A 25,941-nucleotide genomic window follows, 5' to 3' on the forward strand; every position below is an offset into this window, starting at 1 on the left:
AACACTCGATTACTCACGGTTCCGCGGCACTCACCATCTGACCACGCACCCGCACGACGACGGTGTGCTGCTCGGCGGAGTGGACGCGGTATCGACTGCGCACTACGACGCCGTAGTCAGCCTCTGCCGCATGGGAACTCAACAGGTCAGTGCCGAACACATCGAGTTCCGACTGGTCGACGACGGCCACGAATCCAATGCCCACCTTGATTTTGTCATCAACGACGCCGCCCAGACTGTCAAGAGCCTACGAGAAGAGGGCAAACGCGTACTGCTGCACTGCGTTCAGGCACACAGTCGCACGCCCTCCGTTGCTGCACGATACTCGGTACTGCTCGGACGCAATCCCCTCGACGTGCGCACCGCCATGCCATGGGCACGCCCGAAGACCGACCTTTGGAACAGCGCCGTCACCCCGACAGCCGTCACCCCTACCGGAGGAACCATGCCCACGATAACCGTCGTCGAAGGCGACATCACCACCCTCGACGTCGATGCCGTCGTCAATGCCGCCAACTCGAGATTGCTCGGCGGCGGCGGAGTCGACGGAGCGATCCATCGCGCCGGAGGTGCGGCAATCCTCGAAGCCTGCAAGGTTCTTCGAAACACCAGCCTGCCCGACGGTTTGCCGGTGGGTGCCGCCGTAGCAACCACTGCGGGGAAGATGAAAGCCCGCAACGTGATCCACACGGTCGGACCGCGCTATTCGGATACCGAAGACCTCTCGGCCCGGCCCCGTTCCGCATACACGCGCAGCTTGGCGGTTGCCGATTCCCTGGGCGCCCGGACGGTTGCATTTCCGTTGATCTCCTCCGGCGTTTACGGCTGGCCCAAAGAAGATGCAGTGCGGCAGGCGGTTTCCGCCATCCGTGCAGCGGACACCCAGGTGGAATCCGTCATTCTTGTCGCCTACAACCAGGAGTCTGCGGCCCTGATGCGGCGCGTACTTGCGTGAGCGCTAGCGGGTCCGCATACGGCGACTCAGCTGCCGGTTTCCGAAGTCCAGACCCGAGCCGTCACTGGCGACCAGTGCGGTAAGTCCGGCGGCGACCAACAACGAGATGATGACTACGCTCATGATGCGTCACCTCTTTCTGATGTAGATGGAGAATTCTGAGCCTGTCGGCCGACACCAAGTATATGTAACTAACGGTTACGTGCAATGTGGCGTCTCTCACCTGGCACTGGGTGACGGCGATACCAGCCACGCGACTTCGATCAGGCCGGCAGCAACTACCGCTGCCGGCCAGAGCGCATGGACACCGATCCAGCGGTGCATCAAGGCGCCGAGAATCGCTCCCGCGATCAGCCCCGCACACATACCGAAGTGCTGCAGCCACGCCCACCGCGGTCCACCGAGAAATGCACCGGTCAGTCGCTGGCCCATCTTCACCAACGCACCCGTCATATAGGTGACACCGATCGTCACCTCACCGTCACGCTGGAATACCGAGTTAACGACACCCATCGCCAACGCCATCGCGGTGACCGCACCGGGAGTGATGTCGAAGCTACTGAAGACGGAACCCACGACCAACAGAGTTGTCACCACCGACAAGACCGCCACCTTGCGGGCTCGTATCGAAAAGCGTTCGGTGACATGGGTAATGACCGTTCCGAGCGCGATACCGATCAAGAAGAGAACAATCACTGCCGCGGGCACGCGGGCCACCGACCATAGACCCTCGGAAATCGAGACACTCATCTGAGTCATGTTGCCGCTCATGAAGGATACGAACTGTCCGCTCAGGACGATGAATCCGAGCGCATCGACGTACCCGGCCAGACCTGCAAGAGCAATCGCGAGCCCGATCAGTGATCTGCTGTATCCCGTCACCTGACAAAGCGTGACACATTATCGGGGCAGGTTATGCTTGACATCCTCCCCGCCCTCACAGACGAGGATTCCCTAATAGCTCACGCTACCGAGACGGTTGGTGCGGCACGTCTCCGTGACTGACACACCCGATCCCCCAGAATGCCCCCGGGTTGATATTCGAGACTGAACCCACGATCACGAATATTGATCGCAGCATTCGTATCCGCATGATGCTCGAAACCGCAGCCCCGACACCGAAAAACCGCTTGACTCTCGCGATTCTCCGGACAGATATGACCGCAGTTCGAGCACTCCTGGGACGTGTAGGCCGCCGACACTGTCACTACCGACATCTTCTGGTCGAGACGCTGCGCGAACTTCCCCCAACACGAGGCAAGGATCGCCCGGTTCAAACCGGACTTCGCCCGCCCACCGTTCGGTAGGAAAGCTCCGACGTTGTCGGGGTCCGGTTTCGGTTTCGCCCGGCGGGTCATGTTTCGGATCGGCAAATTCTCGATCGCCGCCGCCGCATAGGTGCTGGCAATGTCGGTCGTGGTCTGCTCGATCCAGTCACCACGACGATCAGCCAGTCGCAGCCGCATCCGCCCCAACGTCGCTTTCGTGCGTTCCCGGTTCGCCGAACCCTTCTGCTGCCGGGACAAGCGGCGTTGCAGGGCCACGAACCGAACTTGTTCCCCGGCAGAGAATCCGGGCGCATGAAACATCCGGCCGTCGCTCGTGGCGACCGAGTTCGCCACTCCCCGATCGATCCCCACCACCGCTGTGGTGGACACTTCCCGACGAGGTACCGGCGGCGTCGTCAGGCTCACCGTCCACCGACCGTTCGCCAGCGCGATCCGAGCCGACGTCGCAGCAGAAATGTCGGTCCAGGCCCGGGAAATCCGGAACCGCACCCACCCGGCCTTCGGGACCTGAATCTCGCCCCATTTCCGGTTGATGCGCCGCACCGCCAGATCACGCACCACGAATCCCTGCCGGGAACCGGACCGTTTCTTGAATGTCGGAAACCCGCTACGGCGGGCGAAGAAATTGGTGAATGCCCGATCCAAATCCCGAAGCGCGCCCTGCTGCACGACGGTGGAACCGGCACGCAGCCAGTCGAATTCACGCCGGGCTTCGGTCAGGTCCCGCATCTGCGAGGCGACCGAAATCTTCTGCCGGAAATGACGGCGCGAAGGGGTCCACCACGAACGCTGCTCCAACCCCAGGTTGTAGACGTATCGCGCGTGATCGCAGTGCATGGTCAGCACATCGAGTTGCGCACCCTCCCCGGGGTAGACGCGCTGCACGATACTCATACGGTCTATCATATCAGATATGAGCATTGACCAGGAGAAATACAGGACCGGACGGCATGTGGTCTACAGCCTCCAGGCGCACGTCGTGTTGGTGACCAAGTGCCGACGCGGGGCGATCACCGACCGCGTCCGTGAACACTTGATCGCGACGACACACGACGTCTGTGAACGGTTCGAGACGACACTGGTCGAAGCCGACGGGGAAGACGACCATCTGCATCTGCTCGTCGACTATCCGCCGAAGGTGTCGCTCTCGAAGCTGGTCGGGGCGATCAAGACGAACACGTCGTTGTGGGTCCGACGTGAGAACTTTCCCGAAGTAACGCAAGCTCTGTGGGGTGATCATTTCTGGTCCCCGTCCTACTTCGTCACCTCCACCGGTGGTGCATCTCTGGAAAAAGTTGCTGCGTACGTTCGCGACCAGCGCGAGCCGTCCCGCGCTCCAGGGAAACCGAAACAGCAACCTCGCTGACCCCGCCCTCACGGACGGGGCTTGCGCTCAGAAACTAGGTCAACAGATCTGAAACTGGCCAGTTGGCGCAATCGCACAAGGTCGAAGGTTCGTTTCGGCCGCGCCACCCCCGGGCGGTGGCGCGGCACCCGGACCCGAAGTGCAGCCGGCCGAACCGTACATCGCACCGGCGTCGGCATCAGTAATGCTTCTCCGTCGACACCGACCGGGATAGACGGCATGTTTGCGTCGACGATTACCTCGGATGTTGTTGCCTGCGTGAGTCCGCGCTGATGCGCGCGGCGAAGCAATCCGATCACCTGACGCGTATTTGTCACCGACAGAGCGACAACCCCAAGTGTTCCCAAATCCAATCGCGGGCGACGACCGAGACCTGCCAGGTCTGAAGTTTCGTAGGGTCCGTTGCTCACGAGCACTGCTTGCGGGCAGTCGATCACGTTGCCCGCAACGTGTGCGATCAGGTGCGCGCCGTCCTGCCCGGTAAGTACGTCCGGGAGCATCCGCAAGGCAGTGCTGGTCTTGGCATCGCGATACGACGGACTCTGCACCACCTCCGCATACGCACCGAACGACGCGTTGTTGACAAACGTCCGCCCTCCGACCGTCCCGATATCGACGTAGATGTCAGTGCCGTCGGTCAGCGCATCGAGGCAATGAGACGGATCTTGAAGGTCCAGACCGAGGTCGGCTGCAAAATGATTTCGAGTCCCTGCACTGATCACCAGAAACGGCAGACCGTGCTCCGCCGCGACAGCCGCGACGAGGGCCTGCGTTCCGTCTCCGCCGGCCACCCCAAGCAGATCGGCCCCGTCATCGACGGCCTTGCGTACAAGTTCCGCCACATCCACCGGGTTGTCCGCATCGAGAACAAAAACCTCTGCGCCCAACGCTTCGGCCTTCTCACGCAATCCGAACTTGCCGACCTTCCCTCCGCCGGAATACGGATTCATCACCAGAAAAGGCCGGGTGGGAGGCGTCGACGGATGTTCCGGGACAACAACATCCGACGGTTTGTCCGCGAGTGCTGCACGGGCGCAGAGCGCTGCCACTACCAACAACCCGAAAGTCACCAGCACTACCCAAAGTAGGTGCGCACGAACGAGAAAGACAACCACCACTATCGGAGTCAATACCCCGACGCACAGGGCGAACCACCGCAGAAAGCCACGACTGGTCAGAAACCAGTAGGCCGCCACCACACTCACGACCAGGGCTCCGACACCCAAGATCAGGAGCATCAACGTCTTCAAGCCGGCGAAGACAAGCAGAACGACGACGGCACCGAACATCGCCGCAACTGCTGATCGGGCCAGCCACCTCTGGCTACCGGTTCCCATCTACACAAGCCTACTGACTAGCCGGCAGCCACGTCGTACTTCATGACATCCAACGTGAGCGGCATCTGATTGCTGCGAGGACCAGTGGCCACTCCCGTGGCGAACTGGGCTGCGCCACCGGTGTCCGTGACGTCGGAGAGGTTGTCCATACTCACGATCTGGTTGGTGAGATCAAATGAACGAATCTCGAATGGAAGGCCGTTCGACGCCAAAGGATCCGGCCCGTCCATGATGTGGAAATGCAGATGGGGAGCATCGGTATTTCCGGAGTTACCCAGCTTCCCCAAAGATTGACCCGCTGTCAGAGTGTCGCCGACCTTGAACGGCACGCTTCCTGTTTGCAGATGAGCATAGAAAGCAAATCGACCGTCTCCAAGATCCTGAACAATATGATTTCCACCGTATTGCTCAAGGGCCAACCCCGTCGGGTTGGCACCCGGCGTCTGCTCCGGAAGATCGTTCACAATCGACACGATCTTTCCGGCAGCCACCGCAAACACGTCCGTCCCGTAGTACGGATAGCTGTTGACCGAAGTCCGATCTCCGTTGAACATCTTCCCGTCGGACGTCAATTGAACATAGTCGATGGCAAACCGCTCGGGTGCCAACAATTGACCGTTGAGAGGGCTGACTGCGCCGCGGTGCGGCGTCACCGAACAACAACCGTTACCGTCGAGCCAGTTCTCACCCTTCAACGGCGGATCGATTGTGATCGCAGACTTCTTGGACACCTCCGTACGTGCAACGATCTCCGTCAGATCGGCCGGCAGCAGAGGCGGATTCGGGGTGGTGACCTGCAACGATATTCGGTGCTGCATCACCTCGGGGATATCGGCCGGCGACGGCACAGTCACATCCAACCAAGCCAGTGCCGACTGCCCGGGGCCCAGGATTGTTGTCGGTCCCGTAGCCCCGAAGACCTTGACCCAGGGCAAGAGATTCTCGGTAATCGGACTCTGCAAAGGCGCCCCGTCGGCCATCGGCGCGATACCTCGCAGATTAACCGGCTGCGGGAGCGTATTCGTCAGGAAAAGTTCATAGGCGAGGTGAACCTTGCCGTCGGTGGCCGTCACCGGTATCGGACGAGCAAGAGCCGCAGCAGTCACCGGAGTGAGAACGGCCGGAGCAGGATTGGAAGACGGCACCGTAGTCGCAGATGATTCCGAAGAGGTTGCCTGCGTCGCATCCTTCGCACCGGAACAAGAAGCCACCAACGCTGCGCCGACAAAAATCAATGCAATACTGTTCTTGCGAGTCAGATATGCCATTCGTGAATATTAGATCAATACATGACCGGTCGGAATAATCGATGCGAATACATCGCATGTATTTATGAATCTACTTTCATACCGATCAATTTGTATACCCATAATTTTGCACTGTAATCATGGTCATCCATTTCAATGAATGCACCACCTTCTCGGGAGTCCGTACAATTGACAGATGCCTTCAACGCTCCCCCCACTCGACCAGCAAGCCGAACGACTGATCGAACTTGGAGTTCACCAACTCGCCGGCCTCCCTGCCGAAGCCCTACGCGCCGCCGCAGCATCTACGCACACTCCGGGCGCGCTACTGACAATCCACGAAAAGTACGCTCCCGCATCAGTATTGGCACCACTGCTCAGCCTTCACGGCAAGCAAGGCTTCATTGTCACCGACATGACTGACGTCGACCAGTTTCTTCCCACCGAACACAGTGCGCTGCCGGATAATTCGCTGTACCTCCTCGAAGGAGTCGATCGCGGCGACGACATGGCAAACTGGAGTCCGGACGAAGCACTGCCTGCAATAATCGAAGCCCAGCACACACCGCTGACCCTCACTGAGGGAATCCATTGGCTCTTACAGTGCCCCGACGCCCTCGAACGTGGCAAATGCTTCATGACCATCGGCTCGCGACTGCGTAAACCCAACGGCGCACTCGATTCCCGCACCCCAGCGCTGTGGATAAGCAACGGCACCGGACGCGACGGACGTGACAACAAGAATGCACCGAAAGTCGGATGGTGCTGGGCCGGCAACCGTCACACCTGGCTCGGGTTTGCTTCCGCGAGCAATCGGACGCCGCTGGGATAGTCGACGCTGTTACAGGCTTCCGAAGAAGCCGAACGGATTCGAATTAGGTGCAACCCACTGGTTGAACTGATTGCCCTGGTTCTGGTTCCACTGATTGTTCCACTGGTTCTGGTTCCACTGGTTGTTCTGATTCCACCGACCTGGATCTTGATTGTTCCAGTTCTGATTGCCATGGTTGCCGTCACGGTCGCCATCGTGATGACTGCCGTCGACGAGATAGGTGCCCTGCGTCGCCGAGTGATCCACAGCAGTCGGAGTGTCTGCGAATGCCGGTGCAGCAAACAGTCCGACCGGGAGAATCACCAGCGACCCGATGACAGCGATCCGGGCAAGCCGGTGCTGTGGGTGAGCCTTCTTGGTGTAGTTCATGATAAATCCTTCGTGATCGCAGCGAGGCCACTTCACTCGTCCCACGCCTCGCCAGTTCTATCGTTGCAGCCCGTGTTCAGGCCATGAATCCAGTCAACGCCCGCCAATGCCACTTTCCTGGCATCACCCTGTGAATTGGATCCGAATTCCGAAACCAGCTGACAACCTGGCCGCATAGATCCGCTCAGACGGGGTAGACGAGCAGTACCGACCGCCGCACCACCTCATTCAGTGGAGTCCGCAATGCTTCTTAACGACCAGTCGATTCGTGATCGAGCGCAGAGTTTCGTGGCAACGTTGTCCCCGGAGCCGAAATGGCCGCCGCAAACTCCGTCACAACGTGTCGCAACATGGAGCGAGCGGTCAGAGATGCTCGGCGCCCTGTCGGTACTCGTTTTCTGGGCGTTCGGATTGGGCATCGTCCTGGGCATCGGTGCGATCGCTGCCGGGGTGTTCGCGATCGGTCAACGACCGCCGGAGCGCAGTAGATCCATACCTGTCGACGCACTGGTCGGGTTGGGCGTGGGCACACTCGGCTTGATCTTCAGCGCCGCGTTCTTCGGCCTGGTTCGACCGTATTTGTAGCTATTCGCCCCGAAGCCCGAAGGTATGCCGCATCTCGCCGATCCCCTCCACATACGTCGTCAATGTATCCCCTTGACCAAGCAGCACTTTCGGGTCACGGCTGAAACCGACCCCGGCCGGCGTGCCGGTAAAGATGGCATCTCCGGGTAGAAGCGGAACGATCCGAGAGAGATACTCGATCACTTCCGGAATCGTGAAGAGCATGTCGCTGGTACGGCTCTTCTGCATCTCGACTCCGTTTATGCTGCAACCGAGTTGGAGGTCGTCGGGGTTCTCGAACTCATCGGGCGTAACCAGCACCGGACCGATCGGACTGAAGCCCGGGAACGACTTGGCCAAACTGAACTGTTGCGGCGGAGTTCCGGCCCACTGTGCATGGCGCTCCGAAAGATCCTGTCCCACAGTCAGTCCAGCCACATGACTCCATGCATCTGCAGCCCTCACACCTTGCGACGGCTTGCCGATGACAACAACAAGTTCCGTCTCGAAATCAACGGCTCCCGGGGGCAAGAGAATCCGATCGTACGGACCGGCCACCGAGGCGGGAAACTTCGCGAACACGACCGGAATTTCAGGGATATCCAAGCCCGACTCCACGGCGTGGTCACGATAATTCAGGCCGATCGCGAAGATCTGCGGCGGCAACGGCACCGGACTCGCAAGCTCCGACTCTTCGATTGCGACCGTCGGCGCGCCGTCGAAATCTGCCGCCCATGCAGTGAACTCATCCCATCGGGAGTACAGGCTCTGCACATCCGCTGAGAACGCCCCGCTGCTCGCAATCTCGATATCAACAGCGCCCGAGCCTGTTCCGAGGCAAGCGCGACCCGAAATATTGTAGATACGCATAATTGAGAAACCTTTCGAATAAAGATTGCTACTAGTCGGTAATGAACGTGCCGCCCCTGGAAGGATTTTGCGCTATCTGGTCTGTCGGAGTCCCGCCACGATTACTGGCGAACACGATCGTCTTTCCATCCCGGGAGCAGACAGGATTGCGGCACCAGCTGGAACACAATGCGATCGCCATCGGGGAAACGCCGGGTACGCGGCATACTCACGTCCCGGCGCCAGCGCAACGGACAACACGCCGCCAGCTGCAGCTACTCGGTAAATCCCCGGCACGATCTCATCCCTTCATCAGTCGTTTTGTTCATAGTGCCAGCGATGCATTGCTTTCCGAGGCGCTTCACGGAAATCAGATCTGATCGTCCAGAGTGGCGACGGCTTCGGTTGTGCCCGACGGCAAGCACATCGTCAGCTCACGTAGGTCATTCCGATCTCTATGAGCACTGCCACGTGATTCGATGGGTCCGCTACATGATCCAGGAGAGGCACGCAGACAAGGTGGTGCCGCTTGTGATCAACTCCGCTACTCCCGAGAGTGTTTCGAGAATCTGATCATGATGCGCCACAATGCGATTAACTTATCGGCAAGATTCACGGATACCGCCACCGCGATCGGGGTACTACTCGAACAGGCGACTTCGCGGCCAGACTCCGGCCGCGTCGCTGCCCCGCTCACGAGGAGACGGACATCATGAAGGCTGGATCACGGCTCGCGATAGCTCTATTCGCATGCACAGCAATGGTTTCAACCGGATGCTCGAGCGCCCCGACGCCAAGTACTGTAATCAGTGCCGACTTCTCTGGTCTCGTGGACATCGGCGGAGGCCGCGCCATGTATCTGACGTGCCAGGGGTCAGGATCGCCCACCGTCGTACTCGTCTCCGGTCGGACCGACCGAAGCGATATCTGGCAGAGTGTGGCAACCCCGGAACAGTCCGGCCCGCCAGTCTTTTCCGGCGTATCCGAGACGACGCGTGTGTGCGCCTATGACCGCCCCGGGACAGTGACGATCACGGGAGAACACGTGGAGGCCAGTCGCTCTACCCCCGTTCCTCAACCCACCACCGCAGCCGACGGGGTGCGGGACCTTCATGCCCTTCTGAGCGCAGCCGAGATCCCGGGTCCGATTGTTTTGGTCGCGCATTCCTGGGGAGGGCTAATCGCCCGCCTTTACGCCGATACCTATCCAACAGGCGTCGACGGACTGGTTCTCGTCGACACCCTCACCGAACTGCTCTACGACGGTCTCACCCCGCAAGAGCAGGAGTGGTGGCTCACGCTCAACAGTAATTACTCACCGGACCTCGAGCCGTACAACCAGGAGAAAAGCAACTTCGAACCCAGCTTCCAGTCAATGCGGGACGCCGGTGATCCTCTACCCATGCCGGCAGCCATCCTCACATCGGACCAGCCTTATGACCTTGAACCCATTGCTGCTGCAGGCGAATTGCCGCTAGGTATCCCAGCAGACTTCGGTCAGGTTATCTTCGCCGCCCACCTTGCAGGTCAGAATGCGCTGGCCGAACGGCTGCATGCAAGGATCGATCTGAACACAAACGCAGGCCATTACGTCCAGACCGAACAGCCCGCCCTCACGATCTCCACAATCGACCAGGTTGTTGATGCTGCTCGAACAAATCCGGACCAGTGGATTTCATGAAGCACACACGCATGTGAACGCTCGGGGCGCGGAACCTTGCTGATCCGTAGTGCAGTGGTCAAGTTTCGTTAATATTCCGCCTCTACGGTCGCCGCATGCAACAACGATCTCGCCATATTCTCGGCGCAATCCCACTGCTCCTAGTGCTCGGAGCGTGCTCAAACACTGAAACATTGTCTGACAATGAAGGTTTCACGGTCACTCACCTTGACTCCATGCAAGTTACCGACGGTCTGACTCCGTTCGGTGTGCCACTCGGCGGGATCTCGGGTATCGACTACGACGACGCCACCGGACGCTATTGGGCCATCAGCGACGACAGGGCAGAGAAGGGGCCCGCACGCTTCTACACACTCGAGCTCACACTCGGTCCTGACGGCCGCTTCGCCACGGACGCACCGGTTGTGACAGGAATGACGCCCATCGCGGACCAGGGTGGCGAACCGTATCCGAAGAAGGGCGTCGATCCGGAGTCGATTCGCCGTGTGCACGACAGCACCGACATCGTTTACACCAGCGAAGGCGACGCGTCGAAGTTGATCGCACCGCTCGTTCGCCGGGCGACCGCGCAGGGTGAGTTCGTTCGTGACTATGCACTATCGTCGCAATATCTTCCGGCGGCCGACGCCAGTGGCGTCCAGGTGACCGGTGTCCGCAACAACCTTGCGTTGGAAGGATTGACGTTCTCACCGGATGGCTCGAAGATTGTCGCCGTCACCGAGAACTCGCTGGTTCAGGATGGCCAGATTCCCTCTCCCACCAACGGAACCGATTCCCGGGTAATCATGTTCGACAGTGCGGGCGGCGACGTTGTCGACGAGTACATCTACGCGGTCGAACCGATCAGTGGTACATATCCGGACATGGTCAGCCCCACCGGCTTTACGCTGAAGGCCGACCGCGGCGTTACCGAAATACTGGCCGTCGACAACAACGAGTATCTCGTCATCGAACGCGGGGCGGTACCGGGGAAGGGCAGTGAGGTGCAGATCTACTGGGCCTCCACCGAAGGCGCGACAACAGTCATCGGCAAGGAAAAACTCGACGGGACAGAAACTCCGATGCGCAAGAAACTGCTGTTCGATTTCTCGGATACCGGCGCCAACCCCGACAACGTCGAGGGCATTACCTGGGGTCCAACGCTTTCCGACGGCACCCGGACCCTGGTGCTGTCCGCCGATGACAACTTCAACCCAGAGGGTGGGCAGCACACCATGTTCCACGTCCTCGCCGTGAAGTAGTTCGGAACAGACACACGCCCTACGCAGACATGATCGTGAGCGCACCGGCAATTACGACCAGAGCGACAACATTTAGGTCATGAAAGTGACTCCGCCTTCGCGATGAGTACTGCTCGCTCACGTTCATTGCCTGCCAGACGAGCAGCCTCGAGCAGTTCGGCTCGAGCTTCCTCGTTTCGCCCGAGCCTTCCCAGCAGTTCACCCCGCACACTCGGCAGCAAGTGATAGCCGGCGAGTTCGCCTGCTGCAACAAGCTTGTCGACGAACTCGAGCGCCGGCGCCGGGCCGTACGCCATGGACACAGCGGCGGCATGGTTGAGATCAACCACCGGCGACGGTGCAAGTTGCCGGAGCGCTTCGTAGAGCAGGACGATCTTCTTCCAATCGGTCTCCTCGAAAGTTGCTGCCTGTGCATGGCATTGCGCAATACCGGCCTGCAATCCGTACGGTCCTCGACCTCGACCCACCTCGTCAGCTCGTGCCAAAGCTGCTAGCCCGCGAGTGATCTGAGTACGACCCCAGCGGGTGCGATCCTGATCTGCCAGGAGAATTGGCTCCCCGGTAGGTGTTGTTCGGGCTCCGAACCTCGACGCCGAAAGCTCCATCAATGCCACCAGACCGTGCGCTTCCGCCTCTTGCGGAACAAGTTCCGCAAGAATGCGTGCGAGCCTCAAGGCCTCGCTGCTCAGATCGGTACGCATCCACTCTGTGCCCGAACTCGCCGCGTACCCCTCGTTGAAAATCAGGTACAGCACACCGAGAACAGCGCCGAGTCTGCTCGAAAACTCTTCCCGCGGAGGCACCTCGAATACCACTTTGGCTGCGGTGAGCGTCTTCTTGGCTCGCACGATTCGCTGCGCCGTCGTAGCCTTCGGCGTCAGGAACGCCTTACTGATCTCATCGGTGGTCAACCCACCCACAACCCGAAGCGTCAACGCCACCTGAGCTTTTCGATTCAACACCGGATGGCAGGCAATGAACATCAAACGAAGCACATCATCGTCGATGCGGTCAGGATCCCACGTGACGTCGTCGAACCGACTCGCATCGTTCTCGAGTTCACGCGCGAAATACGCGTAACGCTCGTCGAGGCGTTCCCGTCGTCGCCACCCGTCAATTGCGCGTCGGATAGCGACGGAGGTCAACCACGCCGCCGGGTTACGAGGAACGCCCGAGACAGGCCACTGCTCCATTGCCTCGAGAAGCGCCTGCCCCGCAAGATCTTCCGCGAGATCCAGATCCCCGACGGTACGGGTGAGCGTAGCGATGATCTTCGCGGATTCAATGCGCCAGACCGCCTCGACTGCAGCCCGTACCGCTCCGTCAGACATGACTCAGCTCGTGACCGGGCGATCGGTACCCAACTCGTCACGCCAGCCGGCCTCCTTCTGGACGTACTCGTTGTTCTGATCGAATTCCTCCATCTCCGACACCCGGCGAACCTCGAGCTTGGAACCCGGACCCAGCGGACAACGCTTCGCCCACTCCAGAGCCTCGTCCTTGGTCGAGGTCTGAATGATCCAGAAGCCCGAGAACAACTCCTTCGTCTCTCCGTACGGCCCGTCTGAAACAAGCGGGGGATCGGCATCGAAATCGACGATGAATCCCTCTTCCATCGCCAGACCCTCACCGGCCAAGAGAACACCCGCCTTGATCAGGGTCTCGTTGTACTGGCCCATCGCCGTGATAATCGCGTCGAAATCCATGTCCTGAGCAGCTTCGATGGCCTGGTCCGTGGAACGCATGATCAGCATGTACTTCATGGGGTCCTCCTTGCGTCTGGGGCCCGCTCATTCGGTCCCTCTGTCTACACGTCGAACGGGCGAGTCGTAGATCGACACTTGCCGAAAAGAATCTTTCAGCGTTGCCCGTGCGCGGTCAACGTCCGCTGATGACGCGAGGCCACAGGGAGCGAGAGTGCCTGACACATTCCAGCAAATTACACGACAGAACGAGCAATTACCTCGCGATGCACCTCGCAGTTGCCGAACAGCAATGCGTCGCTCATGGCGCGTCGAAAGTACCGGTGCAAGGGGTGCTCCCATGTGAATCCGAGACCACCATGGATCTGTATGGATTCCTCCGCCGCATACGTGAAAGCATCAGACGCCATCACCCGCGCGATGCTTGCCGCGATGGTCAGTTCATCAGTAGATCTTTCGTCAGCGTTCGCGGCATCCAAGACTGCCGCCTTCGCCAGTTCGAGCGACACCAACATGTCTGCGAGGCGGTGTTTGATCGACTGGAACGACCCGATCGGGCGGCCGAACTGCTCACGAACCTTCGCATACTCCACTGACATGTCGAGGCATGCCTCGGCGGCGCCGACCTGCTCAGATGCCAACGCTACGAGCGCTAAGGCCTGTGCGCGTGGCAATGTCACGTGCAAGTCCGCGCCACCCACCGCCTGTCCGAGCGCATTGTCGAACGTGATTCTGGTCAGCGGACGACTGGGATCGAGAGACTCCAGCGGCGTGCAGATGAGGCCTCGTGCATCTGCCCCAATCACCGCTAGTTCCAGGCCGTTCACCCCGTGTGCGACTACGACAAATAGGTCGGCTGTGGCTCCATCAACCGCAAAGTCTTGTGTTCCAATGAGATTCAATCGACCATCATCAGTTTTAGTGGCTGTGATCGCGGTATCGGTGAAGGGGAATCCGGTTACCAGCGCAGCCTTACATTCACCTGAGGCAATAGCGGGCAGATAGGCAGCGCGTCCCGCATCCGTACAGCATTCCGATAGCGTGAATCCGGCAAGGCACACGGATGAGAAGTACGGAACATTCGCGATCGTGCGTCCCAGCTCGTGCATCACCACCGCGGTGTCTTTAAGCGTGAACCCGGCGCCACCAAAGCGCTCGGGAAATGGAATCTCAGTGAGACCAAGCTCAGTGAGACCGAGCCACTGTGCCTTTTCGTCTTCCATATTCTTTGCAAGAAATGCACGCACACTGTCGCGCAGTTGTTCTTGTTCCTGAGTCAGTTCGAGGACCATCCTGTGCTCCTATCGGGAGTCTCTTGGCAGGCCGAGGCCACGTTCGCCGATAATGTTTCGCTGAATCTCATCGGATCCACCGGCGATTCTGTAGCCCGGTGCGCCCAACACATGCTCGGTCCAGGCATAGGTATTCGGAGCGCCCGTATCGGCAAGGATGCGAGGTCCCAAGAACTTCGCCGCCGCGTCGCCGATCCGTTTGAGATTCTGCGTCCACACGAGCTTCGCGATAGAACCCTCAATACCGGGAACATGGCCTGCCAGCTCGCGTTCCGCGTATCGGGCGTTGAATATCGCCGTGACCCGTTCGTGTATGACGACATCCGCGAGAGTTTGTCGCACCAGAGGGTCGTCGGCAATTCCGAGTTGCTTTGCGAGCGCGATCAGGTCGGCGGCATTTCCGCCGGCAGATACGATCCCTCCACTGGAACTACGTTCGAAACCCAGAGTCGTCAACGTGACATTCCAACCATCGCCGACCTCACCGAGACGCAACGAATCCGGCAATTCAACGTCGGAGAGGAATACCTCGTTGAATGTGGAACCGCCCGACATCTGACGGATCGGTCGAACTTCTACTCCGGGAGCATCCATGGGAACCAAAAAAGCCGTCATGCCACGATGTTTCGGGACTTCGGTGTCACTACGAGCAATCAGCAGTCCCCATTCCGAGAATTGTGCGCCCGAAGTCCACACCTTCTGGCCGGTGATTCGCCATCCGCTATCGGTACGCACTGCGCGGGTCGAGAGCGAGGCCAAGTCGGAACCCGCTCCAGGCTCCGAAAACAGTTGGCAACACAGTTCATCCGTGCGCAGAAACGTCGGCACAAACCGTTTCTTCTGCTCCTCGGTACCTAGGAGATGAATGGTCGGTGCTATCAGTTCCACCGTTACCAGAATGTTTTCGTGTCGATCCGGTGCCCGGAACTGACCTTCGAGTTCCACGTAGATGCGTTCATGAGAGGCTGTCAGTCCTGGTCCGCCCCATTCCGGGCCCCAGGTAATCGCACCGACACCGGCGTCGACGCGCTCAGCCTGCCACGCGCGACCACGGTCAAGCAGCTCGCGCTCCTCATCTTCGGTGCGGTTGTGAAAAATTGCGTACGAGCGTTCCTCGTCCGAGTGGCTATGTGTCCCGTCTGCCGGCAAGTGCCGGTCCAGACGCTCCGCAAGCCAGGCCCTGACGTGGTCACTGAATGCATCCAAGTCGTGATGCACAGCGAGTTCACTTGTTGCCATACTCATGGTTTCTTCCCATTCGTCAGCGCAGCCATCCGCGCCTCGACTGCAACCTTGGAATCCGGATGCTCGGATAGCCGGACGGTGAAATTCTGTTCCAGCTCATAGCCACGTTTGAGATCCATACCCTCGCAACCGTTCAACGATTTTTTTGCCAGAGTCAGTGCGTAACGACTCTTCGACGCGACAGACCGTGCGCGGTCCATCGCGGTTTCCATCAGAGCCTCGTGTTCCACCACCTCGATCGGCGCTCCCCACCGTTCCAAGGTGTGGGCGTCGACGGCTTCCGCGGTGAAGAACATCCGGCGCATCGCCTGTTCTGGCAGCATGCGGGCTGTGAATCGCCCACCACCCAGCACGCCGACATTCATCTCCGGAAGCCCGAAGGTCGCCTTCACCGAAGCGACTACCAGGTCGCAAGATGCAGTCAGACCGAACCCGCTGCCGAGCGCGGGTCCGTTGACGGCAGCAATGACCGGAACCGAGCAATCGATGAGGTTGAACATCGCTCGTCGAACATTGCGCATCTGCATTTCGCCACTCGTGGAGTCCATGCTACGAAAGTCATTCAGGTCGTTGCCGGCGCAGAACACGTGACCGCGTCCTGTCAGGACAACAGCTTTCACTGTCGATTCGTCCGACAATCCGTCGAAGACATCAGCAATCTCGCCATACATTCGATGATCGATCGCGTTGACCTTGCCGCGCGCCAACTCGACCACTGCAATGCCCGGCTCCGGTTGGGAGACAACAATATTCTCTGTCATGAAGCCCTCACTTCTCATACGCCGAATGGACAATCACGTCGACCATCTGCGGCGGAACTACACTTCGATCACGAGTCCAGTCGCGCAGCGCGAATTTCTGAATTTTGCCGCTTGCTGTTTTCGGCAGCACCTCAACGACAAATACGCTCTCGGGGATCTTCTGTTTGGCTACCTCGCGATTGGACAAGAACTCGTAAACCTCACCAAGAGTCAGATCCTTGCCGTCATGGGTGACGACAAATGCACAACCACGTTCTCCGGTTGTCGCATCCGGCCCAGCTACTACAGCAACTTCCCTGACGGAGGGATGCTCACTGAGTAGGTTCTCCACCTCGTGAGTGCTGATCTTCTCTCCGGATCGATTGATAATGTCCTTGATCCGACCCTCGATGTGGATTGCACCCGTCTCGTCGAAGCGCGCCAAGTCACCAGTTCGGAAGAAGCCGTCAGCAGTGAACGCTGCAGCGTTGAGCGAAGAATCGAGGTACCCCAGGAACGTGTCGGGGCCCCGCCACAACACCTCACCAACCGAACCTGCCGCCGCGGAAAGTTCGGAGCCGTCGACGATCAAAACTTCTGTAGGTGCGAGAATACGACCGTCGGTGCGGGTCCGCAATTGTTGTGTATCCCAGCGATTTCCGGACGTCACGGATGGGCCTTCCGTGGCGCCGTACATACGAACGACGGTACCGAGACGATCCGTCGCACTACGTGTCAACTCGTCTGGGATGTCAGCACCACCGCACACGATATATCTGATCGACGGAGTGGGAAGGTCCGCCGCAACGGAGGCTTCGACCAACCCCTGAAGGAACGGAGTCGAGAAGATCATGAAACTGGCGCCGTAGCGAGTGATCTTTGACAGCGCCTCTTCGGGATCCCATTGATCCTGCAGCACTACGGGCGCTCCCAACAGAAAGGGCAGTGTCAGCGCACAATTCACACCTGTCACATGGGTGACCGGCGACGGATTGAAGATGACATCCTTCTCATTGAGATCGAACAACTCAATCATCGAATGGTTTTCGAACACGATCGTGTTGTGGCTATGCAAGGCGCCTTTCGGATCCGCAGTCGTACCCGAGGTGTAAAGCAGGACGGCGACCTGATCAGGATCCGGCTCAGGGAGTGCGGCAATCACTTTCGCAGCCTCCGCCGAGGATCCGCGCAGGAAGTCCGTCCAGGTCGTCATCCGCTCGTCGGCATTGCTTACCTCAGGGTTGCCGAGGACAACGACTTTCTTCAGATGCGGCAAGTCACCGAGCAGTCGCGTGTACATCGCGGCATAGTCGAATCCTCGGTACGACGCGGGTATGAAGACAACGGATACTCGCGCCTGCCCAAGAATGAACCGCAGCTCACGCCCTCGATAGATCGGAACGATGGGGTTGGCGACTGCGCCGACTTTCATGATCGCTTGATAGACAACTACGGCTTCTGCCCTGTTCGGGAGTTGGAACGAAACCACATCCTCAGCACCAATACCCGCGTCGTGCAACGCTGCCGCAAGGATGGTTGCGTCACGGTCGACGTCGGCGAAGGTCAACTGCACATCGTCGTCGATTACCGCCACAGAATCCGGGTAGAGCGCGGCTGCGCGAGTCAAGTAATGCCCGACCGTCCGGCCCCGCCAGTGTCCCGACTCGCGGTAGCGCTGGGCCAGTTCGGGCGTCGGTGGGCGGGTCGGCCACATCTTTACCTCCGTGAAGCAGTACGTCGATACAAGGAACGTTGCCCAAAGTAGCTGATTTTGCTAAATATGTACAGATTTAACTCAAGTCACTTTCGAATCTAGGTAGGGTTTGTACGCATAACGGCTACACATCGAACTGTCGACGAGAACACCGGGGAAACAATGACGCAGGACATCGCCCGTAGCGCACCGAGTCGGGTACCGAAAATATCGGAGCGCATTGCCAACCAAATCGCCGACAAGATCCTCGGAGGAGACATCGAGGTCGGGGACAGGCTGCCTACCGAGAAGGAGATGGTTGCCGAATACGGTGTTGCACGCACGTCCGTACGTGAAGCACTCCGCCTCCTCGAAAGTCGAGGCCTGGTCACTATCCGCGCCGGCATCGGAGGAGGCCCCGTCGCATGTCGGCCGCAGTTCGAAGCACTGGGAAACACCATGAAGCTGTTCCTGCAGCTAGAGGGGGCAAATCTCAGCGACGTCATCGATACGCGCCTGACCCTGGAACCAGTGGTCGCACAGCTTGCCACGCCTCGAATTACAGAAGAGCAACTCGACGATTTGCAGTCAGCGCTCGACACCATGCGCACGCGTCCCGATGACTACGACAATTTCATCGAGAAGAACGCACTGTTTCACACGATCATCTACACGGCGTCCGGGAACCCCGTCCTTCGCATTCTCATGGAGACACTACTTCTCCTCGTGCGCGACGCCGAGCCGTCACGACATCCGGAAGTCACCCGCATCGCCGCCGTCGAGGCACAGCAACTCGTACTCAACGCCATGCGTTCCCGAAACGCATCTGCTGCCGGAGATGCAATGGAGGCCTTCGTCCACGACACCGCGAAGTACTACCGCAAGCGCCTCGCACACATCATTTCCGAGCCGGTGCACTGGCAACTGTGACGATTCCGCGGGATATTTCAACCAACTCGACTAAACATGTACAGATTTAGGGCCCGAGCGGTTATGGTGTGAAAAGCGCTCCGAGCTGTGATCACTCCCACTTCGTGGGGAGCGCACGTTCTCCTTCACACTTCCTCATAGAAATGAGACGTTCGTGGAAAGTCACACGAATTCCCAGGCCGACACCCGAGCCCTCGACCAAACCAGGCGCCGCGGAGTTCTCGCCGCCGCAGTCGGAACCATCGTCGAGTACTACGACCTCACCGTCTACGCCTACCTGGCGGTAGTCGTGAGTCCCCTGTTCTTCCCCGGCGGAGATCCAACCGCCTCGCTACTCGCCAGCCTCGCAGTATTCGCGTCCGCATACCTCATGCGACCCATCGGCGGAATCTTCTTCGGCCGCCTTGGCGACAGACACGGACGGAAACGTGCGCTCCTGTTGTCAGTCCTGCTGATGGGCGCGGGCAGCCTACTCATGGCATTTCTGCCGGTCTACGAGTCGGTAGGCATTCTCGCACCGATTCTGCTTGTCGTTGCGCGACTGGTGCAGGGATTCTCAGCCGGCGGAGAGCTAGGCGGCGCACTGACATACGTGTACGAAACGGTCGGCCCAAAGCGCAAGGGCCTCGGGGCTTCGTTCGTCGCACTCGGCAGCAACTCCGGATTCGCACTCGCCGCGATCGCCGTCGGCACGGTCTCCGCACTCACCACAGATGCCCAAATGTCCAGCTGGGGATGGCGAATCCCATTCTTGCTGGGTGTGCCACTTCTCCTGTTCTGCCTGTGGACCCGTACCCGAATCGAAGACACTCCCCAATTCACTGACTCCACAACAACAGTCGATGTCGCAAAGGCGCCTCTCACAGAACTGCTCCGCACTCACCCCAAGCAAGTCCTACAGGTCTTCGGGCTGGGAGTAGCACAGAATGCCACGGGATACATGGTGCTCACCTACGTCGCCATCCATCTTGTCCGCCAAGGTGGTTACGACAGAACGCAAGTCACCTGGATGACGGCACTCATCATCGTCCTCATCGCTCTACTCATGCCCGTCGCCGGACTCCTCGTTGACAGGTTCGGCAGCGTCCCCGTCGCTGCAGCCGGCTTGATCGGATCCGGTATCCTCGCCTATCCCGCCATGTCACTGATGAACGGCCATGGACTCGCCGTTGCCGGTCTGGCGTTCTTCGTCTTCGCGCTCGGCACTCCACTCATCCAGGTCGCAACTGCACCACTCTTCCCGTCGCTCTTCAAGTCCCGAGTCAGGCTCACCGGCGTCGCACTCGGTTTCAACCTCGCGACCATCGCTACCGGTGGAACCGCCGCGTACATTGCTACTTGGCTGATCGATCGCACCGGAAATTCCCTTTCTCCCGCGTATTTCCTTCTCGGCTCCTGCTTGGTCGGCATCGTCACCTTGTTCAGCATTCGAACCGCGACGTACGGCGGATCGCGCACCTCATCCGCATCTGATGCGGAAACCGTTGCACCACTTTCTATTCGATAGATCGATCGAACTTCGGAAGCGATCCGAGAAGGAAGACCGCACGATGCACGCACGTCCGATCCATGCCCCCGCGACAACAGAACAACTCACTCCAGGGTCGTTCCTACGGCGTTCTGCCACGTTCTTCCCCGACAGGATCGCTGTCGTCGACGGAGACATCCGAATCACCTACCGACAGTGGTTGGCGCGCAGCCGGCGCCTCGCCGGCCTCCTGGCTTCACTCGATGTCAAGCCAGGAGACCGCGTCGCAGTACTCGCCCCGAACAGCCGCATGCTTCTCGACGCCCACTACGGAACCGCGATGGCGGGAGCTGTACTGGTAGCACTGAATACACGACTGACGGCCCCCGAACTCCAGCACATCATCGAGCACTCCGGCGCGACAGTCCTCCTGTACGACACATCGCTCGACCAACTCGCCGAACAGTTGGCAGTGGAATTCTCACTCGATTCAGAAACGTACGAGAAACGCCTGATCGACGCGGAAGAACTGGAAATTCCGGTTGCGGACGAATACTCAATGATCGCACTGAATTACACCTCAGGGACGACCGGGCGACCCAAAGGCGTGATGTACCACCATCGGGGTGCCTACCTCCAGGCAATGGCAATGGCCTTTCACAGCAAACTCGATACGGACACCGCTCACCTCTGGGTACTACCGATGTTCCACTGCAACGGGTGGGCGTTCACCTGGGCCGTCACCGCTGCCGGAGGCACACACGTGTGCCTCCCCAAGGTCGACGCCGGACGCATCTGGGAACTCATCGACACTGAGGGTATAACCAGTTTCAATGCTGCCCCAACCGTATTGATCGACCTTGCCTCGCACCCTGCTGCGCATTCTGTCGACAAACTTCTGCGTGTAGGCACCGGTGGTGCACCGCCATCGCCGACACTGCTCGCACAACTCGGCAATCTCGGCTTCGACATCACCCATCTGTACGGGCTGACCGAAACATTCGGACCGTCGGCGATCTGTGAGTTCCCCTCCGAGTATTCGTCATTGGGCATGGAGGAACAGGCACGATTCAAGGCCCGACAAGGCAACTGCAACATCGCAGGTACGCCCCTGCGTGTTCTGGACGAAAACGGCTCCGACGTTCCCGCTGACGGAACGACGACAGGCGAAATTGCCGTACACGGAAACACAGTGGCACTGGGCTACTACCTCGATGCTGAAGCGACGCGTCAATCGTTCGGATCCGGCTGGTTTCGAACCGGTGATCTCGGAGTTCAACACCCCGACAACTACATCGAACTGCGAGATCGCTCCAAGGACGTGATTATCTCGGGTGGCGAGAACATTGCCTCGGTGGAAGTGGAGCAGGTGCTCGAACGCCACGCCGACGTACTCGAATGTGCCGTCGTCGCAGAATCACACGAACGCTGGGGCGAGGTGCCCGTCGCGTACGCATCTGTCGTCGACGGATCTAGACTCACTGAGCAGGAGTTAATCGCATTCGCCCGAAAGATACTGCCTGGCTTCAAAACACCGAAACGGGTGATCTTCGGACCGTTGCCGAAGACGGGAACCGGGAAGATTCAGAAGTACATTCTGCGCAACCGCCTGGGGCACAATCCGCGACCGAACTGAAGGTCGAACTGTAGCCTCTGAACGCCGGTTCCTCGAGGTGGTATGTAGGCCAGTTCGCCATGTTATTCCTGCTAGGCCCGTGATCAAGCACCTCGTCGGGTAGGAGCCAGCAGGTACCACCACCGTCGAGCGAGTCGGCTCCAAACCACAACTGCCACAAGAGCATTCAGTGCACCGTTTCCAGCGCACTGAATGTTCGCATCTCGATTCTGTTGTTCTATGCCGACTCTCCAGACTCTTCAATTATGTCGAGACGCGTGCGGTCTTGGACCGCACGCCCTGATCCAGACATAGCAATGGCGATGCGCCCGTAGCTAGTACGGACGCATCGCCATTTTCCATTGTCTACCGCTGAATTGCCTTGATCTCGAGGAACTCTTCCAGTCCGAATGTGCCGGCTTCACGTCCGACACCCGACTGCTTGTAACCACCGAACGGAGCATTCGTATTGAACGCGCCGCCGTTGACCTCGACCTGCCCAGCCCTCAGCTGACGTGCGACGCGGTCCGCGCGATCGGGATCACCCGACCAGACGCCGCCCGCCAAACCGTATTCTGTCCCGTTAGCGATTCGGACCGCGTCAGCTTCATCCTTGTATCCCATGATCGAGAGCACCGGTCCAAAGATTTCCTCGCGAGCGATCGTCATATCCTCCGTCACGTTGGAGAAAACCGTCGGGCCGACGAAGTATCCACTCTCCAAACCGGTTTCACGCCCGTCCACAACAGCGGTGGCACCCTCGGCCACACCCTTCTCGATATATCCACGAACTCGCCCGAGCTGATTCGCATTGACCAACGGCCCGAGTACCGATGTCGGCTGTGTCGGATCACCAATCTGGAAATGCGCTGCGACGGCAGCGGCAATGGCTGCCGCCTCATCCATCTTCTCCGCGGGAACCAACATACGAGTCAGAGCCGAACAGGTCTGCCCTGAATTAAGGAAGCACTTTGCGACGCCGTCGGTGACAGCCTTTTCCAGATCGGCGTCGTCGAGAATCACGTTCGCGGATTTTCCACCCAATTCAAGGGACACCTTCTTGATGGTGTCCGCAGCCACGATGGCTACACGCTTGCCGGCGCGCGTCGACCCGGTGAACGAGACCATATCGACCTCGGGGTGCCCGGCGATTGCCTCACCCACAACGGGACCGTATCCGCTGACCAGGTTGAAGACACCTGCCGGCAAACCGATTTCATCGAAGATGTCGGCGAGCGCGTACGAGATAAGTGGCGCAACCTCAGTGGGTTTGAGAACCACTGTGCAGCCGGCGGCCAACGCCCCGCCCACCTTCAACACAACCTGATGAAGCGGGAAATTCCAGGGTGTAATCGCACCGACAACCCCCACGGGCTCCCGGACAATCAGCGAGTTGCCAACTTCGTGGGCATCAAAATCGTAGGTACGTGCCAACTCCGCAAATGCGTTCAGATTCGCCAGTGGCATGCCGATCTGCACCGGCTTGGCAAAGCCGATCGGCATACCCATATCTTCCGATACCAAGGCAGCAAGATCGTCGATACGTTCAGCAATAACACCAGCGGCCTTGGACAAATACTCGGCGCGCTCGGGACCGGTCAACGCAGACCAAGACGGAAACGCCGCCCGAGCTGCCGCCGCAGCAACATCGACATCTTCGGAAGTGCCCTCAGCGACCGTCGCAATAAGTTCTTCCGTCGCCGGATTGAGTACGTCGATCCTGCCGGTTCCTGTCGATTCGATCCAGGCTCCGTCGACATAAATCTTCGTGCGGTCGAGAATATCGCTCATCGAGGCCTCCGTAGTCGTGACACATGCACAATTGAGGGGTACCGCACACATGCGCGTGGGGCACCTGCTCTGAGCCTAGCCACGACGGGGCCGTTCAACACGAAATTGGGGGAACGATATCACTTCGGAACACCCGTGCCGGCCGGAGACCAGGACCTGACCGGCTCTCCGAAATCGTTGAAATCGTTCCGGAACACGAAAAAGCCCCCCAACCATCAGGTTGGGGGTCTTCTCGTAAATTGTGTTCGGCGGTGTCCTACTCTCCCACACCCTGTCGAGTGCAGTACCATCGGCGCTGAAGGGCTTAGCTTCCGGGTTCGGAATGGGACCGGGCGTTTCCCCTTCGCTATGACCGCCGTAACTCTATGAAACTGTCACAGTAACCAACCCTGGACACTCGGTTCCACCACCCGTCAACACCAAAACTGATGGTGTTGGAGGATGGAGAAAACAAGTTTCTCAAGGTATCTGTGTGTTGTTTCAGATACCGCACAGTGGACGCGTAGCTTCTTTGTGGTAAGTCCTCGGCCTATTAGTACCAGTCACCTACATCCGTTACCGGACTTCCAGTTCTGGCCTATCAACCCGGTGGTCTGCCGGGGGCCTTACCCCCTTCAAGGGGTGAGAAACCTCATCTTGGAACAGGCTTCCCGCTTAGATGCTTTCAGCGGTTATCCCTTCCGAACGTAGCTAACCAGCAGTGCTCCTGGCGGAACAACTGGCACACCAGAGGTTCGTCCGTCCCGGTCCTCTCGTACTAGGGACAGCCTTCCTCAAGTTTCTTACGCGCGCGGCGGATAGAGACCGAACTGTCTCACGACGTTCTAAACCCAGCTCGCGTGCCGCTTTAATGGGCGAACAGCCCAACCCTTGGGACCTACTCCAGCCCCAGGATGCGACGAGCCGACATCGAGGTGCCAAACCATCCCGTCGATATGGACTCTTGGGGAAGATCAGCCTGTTATCCCCGGGGTACCTTTTATCCGTTGAGCGACACCGCTTCCACTTGCCGGTGCCGGATCACTAGTCCCGACTTTCGTCCCTGCTCGACCTGTCAGTCTCACAGTCAAGCTCCCTTGTGCACTTGCACTCGACACCTGATTGCCAACCAGGCTGAGGGAACCTTTGGGCGCCTCCGTTACATTTTGGGAGGCAACCGCCCCAGTTAAACTACCCACCAGGCACTGTCCCTGAACCAGATCATGGTCCGAGGTTAGAGGTCCAATTCGATCAGAGTGGTATTTCAACAGCGACTCCACAGTAACTGGCGTCACCGCTTCACAGTCTCCCACCTATCCTACACAAACCGAACCGAACACCAATACCAAGCTGTAGTGAAGGTCCCGGGGTCTTTTCGTCCTGCCGCGCGTAACGAGCATCTTTACTCGTAATGCAATTTCGCCGAGTCTACGGTTGAGACAGCTGAGAAGTCGTTACGCCATTCGTGCAGGTCGGAACTTACCCGACAAGGAATTTCGCTACCTTAGGATGGTTATAGTTACCACCGCCGTTTACTGGGGCTTAAATTCTCAGCTTCGCCACCGAAGTGACTAACCGGTCCTCTTAACCTTCCAGCACCGGGCAGGCGTCAGTCCGTATACATCGTCTTACGACTTCGCACGGACCTGTGTTTTTAGTAAACAGTCGCTTCTCACTGGTCTCTGCGGCCCCACTCAGCTCAGGAAGCAAGTTCCGTCACCAAACAGGGCCCCCCTTCTCCCGAAGTTACGGGGG

At 59.0% G+C, this 25,941-nt stretch carries 22 protein-coding genes and 2 rRNA genes (1 of these 24 running past the window's edge); 9 read left to right on the plus strand and 15 right to left on the minus strand.

All coding sequences use genetic code 11. The annotated features are described in order from the left end of the window. Positions 1 to 445: 445 nt before the first annotated feature. Positions 446 to 955 carry an O-acetyl-ADP-ribose deacetylase gene (locus BDB13_RS33530; protein ID WP_369597467.1) on the plus strand — a complete coding sequence of 170 codons (510 nt, stop codon included), beginning with the start codon at positions 446 to 448 and terminating at the stop codon, positions 953 to 955. A gap of 219 nt (positions 956 to 1,174) precedes the next feature. Here BDB13_RS33530 and BDB13_RS03795 read toward each other — a convergent pair whose 3' ends face one another. After that, entirely contained in the window at positions 1,175 to 1,837 is a 663-nt protein-coding gene (locus BDB13_RS03795) for a YoaK family protein (protein WP_094270476.1), read from the minus strand. An 80-nt stretch (positions 1,838 to 1,917) separates the two neighbouring features. Beyond that, entirely contained in the window at positions 1,918 to 3,138 is a 1,221-nt protein-coding gene (locus BDB13_RS03800) for an RNA-guided endonuclease InsQ/TnpB family protein (protein WP_176459518.1), read from the minus strand. Positions 3,139 to 3,157: 19 nt separating this feature from the next. On the opposite strand from BDB13_RS03800, the gene tnpA reads away from it, so the two are divergent. After that, on the plus strand, positions 3,158 to 3,610 hold the full coding sequence (tnpA, locus tag BDB13_RS03805) for an IS200/IS605 family transposase (RefSeq protein WP_094274653.1): 453 nt from the start codon (positions 3,158 to 3,160) through the stop codon (positions 3,608 to 3,610). A gap of 8 nt (positions 3,611 to 3,618) precedes the next feature. On the opposite strand, the gene BDB13_RS03810 is transcribed toward tnpA, so the two are convergent. After that, on the minus strand, positions 3,619 to 4,947 hold the full coding sequence (locus BDB13_RS03810; RefSeq protein ID WP_094270478.1) for a diacylglycerol/lipid kinase family protein: 1,329 nt from the start codon (positions 4,945 to 4,947) through the stop codon (positions 3,619 to 3,621). Between the two features lie 17 nt (positions 4,948 to 4,964). Continuing rightward, positions 4,965 to 6,215 (minus strand): M23 family metallopeptidase, encoded by a 1,251-nt coding sequence (locus BDB13_RS03815; RefSeq protein WP_094270479.1) that lies wholly within the window; start codon positions 6,213 to 6,215, stop codon positions 4,965 to 4,967. 175 nt (positions 6,216 to 6,390) lie between these two features. Here BDB13_RS03815 and BDB13_RS03820 point away from each other — a divergent pair, with 175 nt between their 5' ends. Beyond that, a complete protein-coding gene (locus BDB13_RS03820; RefSeq protein ID WP_094270480.1) occupies positions 6,391 to 7,026 on the plus strand; it encodes a DUF5701 family protein in 636 nt (211 codons plus the stop codon). 9 nt (positions 7,027 to 7,035) lie between these two features. Here the strand turns inward: BDB13_RS03820 and BDB13_RS03825 are convergent, their stop codons facing one another. Next, on the minus strand, positions 7,036 to 7,395 hold the full coding sequence (locus tag BDB13_RS03825; RefSeq protein WP_094270481.1) for a hypothetical protein: 360 nt from the start codon (positions 7,393 to 7,395) through the stop codon (positions 7,036 to 7,038). A 243-nt stretch (positions 7,396 to 7,638) separates the two neighbouring features. Between BDB13_RS03825 and BDB13_RS32790 the strand changes: the two genes are divergently transcribed. Next, entirely contained in the window at positions 7,639 to 7,980 is a 342-nt protein-coding gene (locus tag BDB13_RS32790) for a hypothetical protein (RefSeq protein WP_254922699.1), read from the plus strand. Here the strand turns inward: BDB13_RS32790 and BDB13_RS03835 are convergent, their stop codons facing one another. Continuing rightward, complete coding sequence (locus BDB13_RS03835; RefSeq protein ID WP_094270482.1) at positions 7,981 to 8,829, minus strand: fumarylacetoacetate hydrolase family protein; 849 nt, start codon at positions 8,827 to 8,829, stop codon at positions 7,981 to 7,983. Positions 8,830 to 9,637: 808 nt separating this feature from the next. On the opposite strand from BDB13_RS03835, the gene BDB13_RS03840 reads away from it, so the two are divergent. Next, positions 9,638 to 10,489, plus strand: a complete 852-nt coding sequence (locus BDB13_RS03840) for an alpha/beta fold hydrolase (protein ID WP_176459519.1) — start codon at positions 9,638 to 9,640, stop codon at positions 10,487 to 10,489. 173 nt (positions 10,490 to 10,662) lie between these two features. After that, positions 10,663 to 11,730: an esterase-like activity of phytase family protein gene (locus tag BDB13_RS03845; RefSeq protein WP_176459520.1), complete on the plus strand. Its 1,068-nt coding sequence runs from the start codon at positions 10,663 to 10,665 to the stop codon at positions 11,728 to 11,730. A gap of 77 nt (positions 11,731 to 11,807) precedes the next feature. Here BDB13_RS03845 and BDB13_RS03850 read toward each other — a convergent pair whose 3' ends face one another. From BDB13_RS03850 to BDB13_RS03875, 6 genes are all read right to left on the minus strand, one after another. Further along, positions 11,808 to 13,061 carry an RNA polymerase sigma factor gene (locus tag BDB13_RS03850; protein WP_094270485.1) on the minus strand — a complete coding sequence of 418 codons (1,254 nt, stop codon included), beginning with the start codon at positions 13,059 to 13,061 and terminating at the stop codon, positions 11,808 to 11,810. Positions 13,062 to 13,064: 3 nt separating this feature from the next. After that, the gene (locus BDB13_RS03855; protein ID WP_094270486.1) at positions 13,065 to 13,493 is read right to left on the minus strand and encodes a YciI family protein; all 429 of its coding nucleotides are present in this window, start codon (positions 13,491 to 13,493) and stop codon (positions 13,065 to 13,067) included. Between the two features lie 176 nt (positions 13,494 to 13,669). Beyond that, the gene (locus BDB13_RS03860; protein ID WP_094270487.1) at positions 13,670 to 14,725 is read right to left on the minus strand and encodes an acyl-CoA dehydrogenase family protein; all 1,056 of its coding nucleotides are present in this window, start codon (positions 14,723 to 14,725) and stop codon (positions 13,670 to 13,672) included. A 9-nt stretch (positions 14,726 to 14,734) separates the two neighbouring features. Then, positions 14,735 to 15,970, minus strand: a complete 1,236-nt coding sequence (locus BDB13_RS03865) for an acyl-CoA dehydrogenase family protein (protein WP_094270488.1) — start codon at positions 15,968 to 15,970, stop codon at positions 14,735 to 14,737. After that, positions 15,967 to 16,731, minus strand: a complete 765-nt coding sequence (locus tag BDB13_RS03870) for an enoyl-CoA hydratase-related protein (protein WP_094270489.1) — start codon at positions 16,729 to 16,731, stop codon at positions 15,967 to 15,969. The genes BDB13_RS03865 and BDB13_RS03870 overlap by 4 nt, the downstream gene beginning before the upstream one ends. Before the next feature lie 7 nt (positions 16,732 to 16,738). Next, positions 16,739 to 18,424 (minus strand): AMP-binding protein, encoded by a 1,686-nt coding sequence (locus BDB13_RS03875; protein ID WP_094270490.1) that lies wholly within the window; start codon positions 18,422 to 18,424, stop codon positions 16,739 to 16,741. Between the two features lie 162 nt (positions 18,425 to 18,586). Between BDB13_RS03875 and BDB13_RS03880 the strand changes: the two genes are divergently transcribed. From BDB13_RS03880 to BDB13_RS03890, 3 genes are all read left to right on the plus strand, one after another. Next, positions 18,587 to 19,333, plus strand: a complete 747-nt coding sequence (locus tag BDB13_RS03880; protein WP_254922700.1) for a FadR/GntR family transcriptional regulator — start codon at positions 18,587 to 18,589, stop codon at positions 19,331 to 19,333. 154 nt (positions 19,334 to 19,487) lie between these two features. Continuing rightward, positions 19,488 to 20,840, plus strand: a complete 1,353-nt coding sequence (locus BDB13_RS03885) for an MFS transporter (protein WP_094270492.1) — start codon at positions 19,488 to 19,490, stop codon at positions 20,838 to 20,840. 43 nt (positions 20,841 to 20,883) lie between these two features. Next, a complete protein-coding gene (locus tag BDB13_RS03890) occupies positions 20,884 to 22,437 on the plus strand; it encodes an AMP-binding protein (protein WP_094270493.1) in 1,554 nt (517 codons plus the stop codon). A gap of 345 nt (positions 22,438 to 22,782) precedes the next feature. Here the strand turns inward: BDB13_RS03890 and BDB13_RS03895 are convergent, their stop codons facing one another. The 3 genes from BDB13_RS03895 to BDB13_RS03905 all read right to left on the minus strand — a co-directional run. Further along, positions 22,783 to 24,207, minus strand: a complete 1,425-nt coding sequence (locus BDB13_RS03895) for an aldehyde dehydrogenase family protein (RefSeq protein WP_094270494.1) — start codon at positions 24,205 to 24,207, stop codon at positions 22,783 to 22,785. A gap of 243 nt (positions 24,208 to 24,450) precedes the next feature. Further along, positions 24,451 to 24,567 (minus strand): 5S ribosomal RNA (gene rrf / locus BDB13_RS03900). Positions 24,568 to 24,719: 152 nt separating this feature from the next. Then, positions 24,720 to 25,941 (minus strand): 23S ribosomal RNA (locus tag BDB13_RS03905) (it continues 1,911 nt past the right edge of the window).

The organism is Rhodococcus sp. OK302 (genome assembly GCF_002245895.1).
Taxonomy (GTDB): domain Bacteria; phylum Actinomycetota; class Actinomycetes; order Mycobacteriales; family Mycobacteriaceae; genus Rhodococcus_F.